Source organism: Micromonospora sp. AMSO12t, assembly GCF_008806585.1.
Lineage (GTDB): Bacteria > Actinomycetota > Actinomycetes > Mycobacteriales > Micromonosporaceae > Micromonospora > Micromonospora reichwaldensis.
On sequence record NZ_WAAS01000344.1, the window covers coordinates 1 to 5828 of the forward strand.

Here is a 5828-nt window from a genome sequence, read left to right on the forward strand (position 1 = left end):
GATAGAGTTACGGCGGTCATGGCGGAGGGGAAACGCCCGGTTACATTCCGAACCCGGAAGCTAAGCCCTCCAGCGCCGATGGTACTGCACTCGGGAGGGTGTGGGAGAGTAGGACACCGCCGGACAATCTTTCAGTTCAGGGTCACCCCGCAGGGGGTGGCCCTGAACTGCTTTCCGTGAATCGGAGCTGGTCAGAACGCGTAGCGGACCCGGCAGTACGGCGCCTTCGCGGCGATCAGGTCCGTCAACGCCGCCACGTAGGCGCCCTTGCTGCCGGTGCGGTACCGCACGTTCCATCCGCCGGTTTGCGACCGCTTCGGCTGCTGGAGATCCGGCCGCCAGAGGATCTCCTCGGCCTTCGGGTGCCAGCCGAGGTTCACCTCGTGCAGCCGGTCGTTGTGCGTCAGGAAGATGACCTCGGCGGCGAGCTGTGCCTTGGCGGCGGGCCCGAGCGCGTCGTCGAGCTGGTCGAGCAGCTCCGCCCAGTCGTCCAGCCACCCGTCGCGGACCACCACCGGGCTGAAGTTGACGTGCACCTCGTAGCCGGCCGCGACGAAGTCGTCGACGGCGGCCAACCGCTCCGCGACCGGGGAGGTCCGGATGTCGAGCAGCTTGGCGTCGCGGGCCGGCATCAGCGAGAACCGGACGCGGGTCCGGCCCCGGGGATCCCAGTCGAGCAGGTCACGGTTGACGTGCTTCGTGGCGAACGTGGCCTTCGCCGTGGGCAGACCCCGGAACAGCGTCACCAGGTCCCGGACGTTGTCGGAGACGCGGGCGTCCAGCGAGCAGTCGGAGTTCTCGCCGATGTCGTAGACCCAGGCGGCGGGGTCGCACTGGTTCGGCTCACTTTTGACGCCCTGCCGGCCCACGTGCCGGCGCAGGTAGCCGGCGATCCGATCGATGTTGGCGAAGACCGTCACCGGGTTGCTGTAGCCCTTGCGGCGCGGCACGTAGCAGTAGGCGCACGCCATCGCGCAGCCGTTCGCCGTGGACGGGGCGATGAAGTCGGCCGAGCGGCCGTTCGGGCGGGCGGTCAGGGACTTCTTGACCCCCAGCACCAGGGCCTCCGTCTTGATCCGCACCCACCGGGCCACGTTCGTCTCGTCCCCGTACAACTCCGGGATGCGGGAGTGGCTCTCGACCTCGACGCGCTCCGCATCGGGAAAGCGCTCCAGCACGGCCCGCCCGCGGGGCAGCGCGGCGGCCTCCGGCTCCACGTAGATCCGCCGGATGTCGAACAGCCGCGGGTGCGGGACAACGTCGGTCACGAAAGGGACAACTGCGGACCGATCGCCGGTGTTCCCGCGCCCCGGACGCGCCGTTTTCGCGCCCGTGCCTCGGGTACCCGGGCCGCATGCCCGAGGGCCACCTCGTCCACCGGTACGCGCGCGAGCAGCACGCCGCCCTCGCCGGGCAGGTCCTCGCCGTGTCCAGCCCGCAGGGTCGCCTCGACGCCGGCCCGTACGACGGGCGGCGGTTGCGGGCGGTGGAGGCGTACGGCAAGCACCTGCTCTACCACGTCGACGACGCGCCGGCCCTGCACGTGCACCTCGGCATGCGCGGGCTGTTCCTGCGCCACGACGACCCGGCCGTCCCGCCCCGCAAGGGCGTCCGGCTGCGCCTGGCCCGCGCCGGCGTCGCGTACGACCTGATCGCGCCCATCCGCTGCGAACCGCTCCCGGACGACGGCGAGCGCGCGCTGCGGGCCGCGCTCGGCCCGGACCCGCTGCGCGCCGACGCCGACGGCGAGGACGCCGTACGCCGGCTCGGCGCCGCCAGGGGCGCGGTCGGCGCGGCGCTGCTCGACCAGGCGGTGTGGGCGGGCCTCGGCAACGCCTGGCGGGCGGAGCTGCTCTTTCTCGCCGGCCTCGACCCCGACGCCCGGGCGGTCGGGCCGGCGCCGGCCAGCCGGCTGTGGGAGCTCGCCGTCGCGTACCTCACGCTGGGTCGCGACGCCGGCCAGGTGGTCAGCGACCCGGCGGCGCCCGACGAGCGGTGGGTCTACAAGCGGCCGACCTGCCGGCGGTGCGGCGCCCGGGTGCGCACGTGGCAGCTGGGCGGTCGCACGGCGTACGCCTGCCCGGTCGACCAGCCCGCGGCCTGACCTGTCCCCGGGACCCCGGCCCGCCGGGACCGCCCTCGGCCGGGAGGACGGGTCCACCCGGCCGGACGCCGCGCCGGTCGTCGGGAGCGGGCGCTCGATGAAGGGGCGGGCGCTCAGCGGCGGGCGGGCGCTCAGTGGCGGGACCGGCGCGAGGCGGCGAGCCGCAGGGCGTTGCAGACGTCGGCGACGCCCCGGACGTCCCAGGCGATCTCGCCGGCCACCCGCCGGGTCTCCGGCCCGGTCACGATGCCCGCGAGGATGACGACGCGGTTCTGCACGGTCACCACGATCTGCTGGCGGCGGGTGGTCCAGTCGCTGCTCAGCCGCTGGGCGACCAGCGCCGCCAACCGGCCGTCCTCGTCGTCCGGCGAGGGGCCCGGCGGCTCGGGGCGGAACCCGCCATCGTCCGGGTACGGCCAGGGGATGAGCATGGCGTGCTTCCTCTCGATGGTCTGCGGGCCGGGCCGCCCGGGCCCGGCGATCGGGTCAGCGGGACGACGCCTCGGTCGCCGCCGCCGCACGGCGGCCGCGCGGACCCGGCCCGGCGGCGACGGCCGCCAGCCCCGCGGTGTCACCTGCCCCGCCCGGGGAGAGCCGCCGGAGCGCCTCCTGCGGGCTCGCGAAGACCGGGAACAGCCCGTCGAGCCGCATGGTGTGCAGCACGGTGCGGATGAAGCGGGACGGAGCGGCCAGGCAGAGCACGGCGCCACGCTCCCGGGCGTCGCGGTGGGCCCGGACGAGCAGCGCGAGCCCGCCGGCGTCGATGAGGCGCACCCGGGTCAGGTCGACCACCACGTGTCCGCCGACGTCCACCGCCTGCCGCAGGGCGGCCCGCAGCTCGTCGGCGGTGTCGACGTCGACGTTCCCGGCGGCCGTCACCGCCGCGACGTCGTCGAGATGGTCCACGCCCGGCGCACCGCCCTGACCGGTGGCGTCGCCCCCGCCCCCGAGACCCGGCAGGCTGCACCGGGGACAGCGGTGCGGGCCCGTGGCGAACGGCGAGCCGCTCCAGCCGTGTTCGGCCACCAGGGTCCAGACGACCTCGGCGTCGGGCAGGACGCAGGCGGTGCCCGTGGTCGTGTCCCCGCAGCTGTCGCAGATCAACGTCATCAGGTGCTCGTCCGGTACGACGGTCATCGTGTCTTCCTCCACGGGAGGTCGGGCCGTGCCACGCGCCGGCCCGCGACCGGCGGCGTCTGGGCGGTGTCGAGGTCCGGCCCCGTCCCGCGCGGCGGGGCGGCGGCGCGCCGGGGACCGGCCGTGGCCGCCACGAGGGCGACGCCGACGACGGCCGAGGCGGCCGGCACGCCGACGCGCCACGCGCCCGACCGGTCGGTGTCGAGGCCGACGATGCGGGCCAGGATGACGCCGAGCAGCGCGGTGACGATCCCCGCCACCAGGGCCAGCCAGGCCGGCACCTCCCGCCGGCGCGGGGTCACCCACCAGCCCGCCCCGGCGACGAGGAGACCGACGGCGAGCGCGGTGAGGAGACCGGCGACGGTCATCTGGTCCCTCCTGCCGGGCCGGTCGGCCGACGGCAGTCGGCCCACGGGTGTTCCCCACCACCCTCGGCGCCACCCGTGGCGCGGGTCACGCGGTTGTATGACAGTTGCGTGACAAAACCGTCGAACGCCGGACACGGTTGGGCGCCCGTCGCCGCCTTGGGGATGATGCCGGTATGACGGACGTGCTGGTGATCGAGGACGACGACCGGATCCGTCTGGCGTTGCTGCTCGCGCTCGAGGACGAGGGCTACCGCGTCCGGGGCGTGGCCACCGCCGAGGAGGGACTGCTGCGGCAGCGCCGGGAGCCGGCCGACACCGTACTGGTCGACCTGATGCTGCCGGGCCTCGACGGCTTCGAGTGCATCCGGCGGCTGCGCCGCGACGACGACGTGCCGATCGTGGTGGTCAGCGCCCGCGACGACACCCACGACATCGTCGCGGCACTGGAGGCGGGGGCCGACGACTACGTGGTCAAGCCGGTGGCGATCAAGGAACTGTCGGCGCGGCTGCGGGCCCTGCGGCGCCGGGCCCGGGCGGCGCCCGACCCCGTACCGGTGCTCACCTTCGGGCAGCTGGAGATCAGCCCGGACGCCGGGGAGGTACGCCTGGCGGGGCAGCCGGTGCCGGTCACCCGCACCGAGTTCCGGCTGCTGTGCGAGCTGGCCGAGCACGCCGGGCGGGTGCTGTCGCGCCACCAGCTGCTGCAACGGGTCTGGGGCTACGACACCGGTGACGAGCGGCTCGTCGACGTGCACGTGGGTCGGCTGCGGCAGAAGATCGAGGACGATCCGGGCAACCCCCGGCACCTGGTCACCCTGCGCGGCCTCGGCTACAAGCTGACCCGGTGAGGCGCCTCGGACTGCGGGCCCGGGTGTCCGCCGGTTTCGCGGTCGGCGCGCTGCTGCTGTCGGCCTCGATGGCGCTGGTCTCGTACGAACTGACCAGGCGATCCCTGCTGGACGAGCGGGAGCGCACCGCCGTGCGGGCGGCGTACTTCGACGCGGCGGTGGTGCGTACCGGCCTGGACACGGAGGCCCCCGACGTGGTGGAGGTGCTGCGGTCGCTCGACACCGGCGGCAACCGCCGGCCGCTGCTGCACCGCGGCGACGACTGGTACGCCCGTACGGCCGACGCCGGCCTGACCGCCGCCATCCCGGTCGACCTGCAACAGCTCGTCCACGCCGGGGAACCGGCCGTGCAGCGGGTCCGGGTCAACGGCCAGCCCACCCTGCTCGTCGGCCTGCCGCTGGCCCCGTCCACCAGCTACTACGAGCTGACGTCGCTGCGCGAGCTGGACCAGACCCTGCGGGTCCTGGCGCTGGCACTGACCGCCGTGGCCATCGTGGTCGCCGGGTCCGGCGCCGCCCTGGGCTGGTACGCCACCCGACACAGTTTGCGGCCGCTGACGGCGGTGGCCGACGCCGCGCAGGAGATCGCGGCGGGCAACTTCTCCGCCCGGCTCGCCGCGACCACCGACCCCGACCTCACCCGGCTCTCCACGTCCTTCAACCACATGGTCGACCAGCTCTCCCGGCGTATCGAGCGGGACCGGCGCTTCGCCGCCGACGTCAGCCACGAGCTGCGCTCGCCGTTGCAGACCCTCTCGGCCGCGGCCAGCGTCCTGGCCCGTCGCCGGGCCCATCTCGACGAGCGCACCGCCACCGCCGCCGGCCTCGTGGCCGACGAGATCACCCGGTTCCAGCAGCTGGTTGACGACCTCATCCAGCTGGCCCGCAGCGACCAACCGGTGGACCGGGCGCCGGTCGACGTGGCGGCGCTGGCCCGCCGCGCCTGTCAGGTCCGTGGGCTGCCGGCCACGCTCGTCCGGGTCGGCGCGGGTGTCCCGCCCACCTGGCTGGTCGACGAGCGTCGGGTCGAGCAGATCCTGGCCAACCTGGTCGACAACGCGCTGCGCCACGGCGGCGGGCCGGTGGCCGTGCGGCTGTCGCAGCGGAACGGGACGGGGATCGTGGAGGTCGACGACGAGGGGCCGGGCGTGCCGCCGGAGGACCGTGACCCCATCTTCGACCGTTTCGTCCGTGGCCGGGCCGCGCACTCGCGTGGCGACGGCGACGGCACCGGGCTCGGGCTGGCCATCGTCGCGCAGCACGCCGCCGCGCACCGGGGGCGGGCCGGCGCGGGCGACCGCCCCGGCGGGGGTGCCCGCTTCCGGGTCGAGCTGCCCGGGGTGCTGCCGTGACCCGCCGCGCGCCCGTGCA

Annotated in this window: 7 protein-coding genes and 1 rRNA gene; 4 read left to right on the forward strand and 4 right to left on the reverse strand. The window is 75.1% G+C overall.

The genetic code is table 11. From position 1 onward, the window contains the following. Positions 1 to 8: 8 nt before the first annotated feature. Positions 9 to 125 (forward strand): 5S ribosomal RNA (rrf, locus tag F6X68_RS29850). Between the two features lie 66 nt (positions 126 to 191). On the opposite strand, the gene F6X68_RS29855 is transcribed toward rrf, so the two are convergent. Beyond that, the gene (locus F6X68_RS29855; protein WP_151457374.1) at positions 192 to 1268 is read right to left on the reverse strand and encodes a spore photoproduct lyase family protein; all 1077 of its coding nucleotides are present in this window, start codon (positions 1266 to 1268) and stop codon (positions 192 to 194) included. 86 nt (positions 1269 to 1354) lie between these two features. On the opposite strand from F6X68_RS29855, the gene F6X68_RS29860 reads away from it, so the two are divergent. After that, positions 1355 to 2104 carry a DNA-formamidopyrimidine glycosylase family protein gene (locus tag F6X68_RS29860; protein WP_151457375.1) on the forward strand — a complete coding sequence of 250 codons (750 nt, stop codon included), beginning with the start codon at positions 1355 to 1357 and terminating at the stop codon, positions 2102 to 2104. 131 nt (positions 2105 to 2235) lie between these two features. Here F6X68_RS29860 and F6X68_RS29865 read toward each other — a convergent pair whose 3' ends face one another. From F6X68_RS29865 to F6X68_RS33710, 3 genes are read right to left on the reverse strand one after another with little or no spacing between them, the layout of a single operon-like run. Then, positions 2236 to 2535 (reverse strand): BON domain-containing protein, encoded by a 300-nt coding sequence (locus F6X68_RS29865; RefSeq protein WP_151457376.1) that lies wholly within the window; start codon positions 2533 to 2535, stop codon positions 2236 to 2238. A 55-nt stretch (positions 2536 to 2590) separates the two neighbouring features. Next, entirely contained in the window at positions 2591 to 3241 is a 651-nt protein-coding gene (locus F6X68_RS29870; RefSeq protein WP_151457377.1) for an STAS domain-containing protein, read from the reverse strand. Next, a complete protein-coding gene (locus F6X68_RS33710; protein WP_192581595.1) occupies positions 3238 to 3609 on the reverse strand; it encodes a GlsB/YeaQ/YmgE family stress response membrane protein in 372 nt (123 codons plus the stop codon). Before F6X68_RS33710 ends, F6X68_RS29870 begins: the two co-directional genes overlap by 4 nt. A 173-nt stretch (positions 3610 to 3782) precedes the next feature. Between F6X68_RS33710 and F6X68_RS29880 the strand changes: the two genes are divergently transcribed. After that, positions 3783 to 4457, forward strand: a complete 675-nt coding sequence (locus F6X68_RS29880; protein ID WP_151457378.1) for a response regulator transcription factor — start codon at positions 3783 to 3785, stop codon at positions 4455 to 4457. After that, positions 4454 to 5809, forward strand: coding sequence for a cell wall metabolism sensor histidine kinase WalK (locus F6X68_RS29885; RefSeq protein WP_151457379.1), 1356 nt, complete (start codon positions 4454 to 4456; stop codon positions 5807 to 5809). Before F6X68_RS29880 ends, F6X68_RS29885 begins: the two co-directional genes overlap by 4 nt. The last annotated feature ends 19 nt before the right edge of the window (positions 5810 to 5828 follow it).

Bases quoted from the DNA above. Each gene is read 5' to 3' on its own strand.
- F6X68_RS29860 (WP_151457375.1), top strand. From the start codon at position 1,355: ATGCCCGAGGGCCACCTCGTCCACCGGTACGCGCGCGAGCAGCACGCC.
- F6X68_RS29865 (WP_151457376.1), bottom strand. From the start codon at position 2,535: ATGCTCATCCCCTGGCCGTACCCGGACGATGGCGGGTTCCGCCCCGAG.
- F6X68_RS29870 (WP_151457377.1), bottom strand. From the start codon at position 3,241: ATGACCGTCGTACCGGACGAGCACCTGATGACGTTGATCTGCGACAGC.
- F6X68_RS33710 (WP_192581595.1), bottom strand. From the start codon at position 3,609: ATGACCGTCGCCGGTCTCCTCACCGCGCTCGCCGTCGGTCTCCTCGTC.
- F6X68_RS29880 (WP_151457378.1), top strand. From the start codon at position 3,783: ATGACGGACGTGCTGGTGATCGAGGACGACGACCGGATCCGTCTGGCG.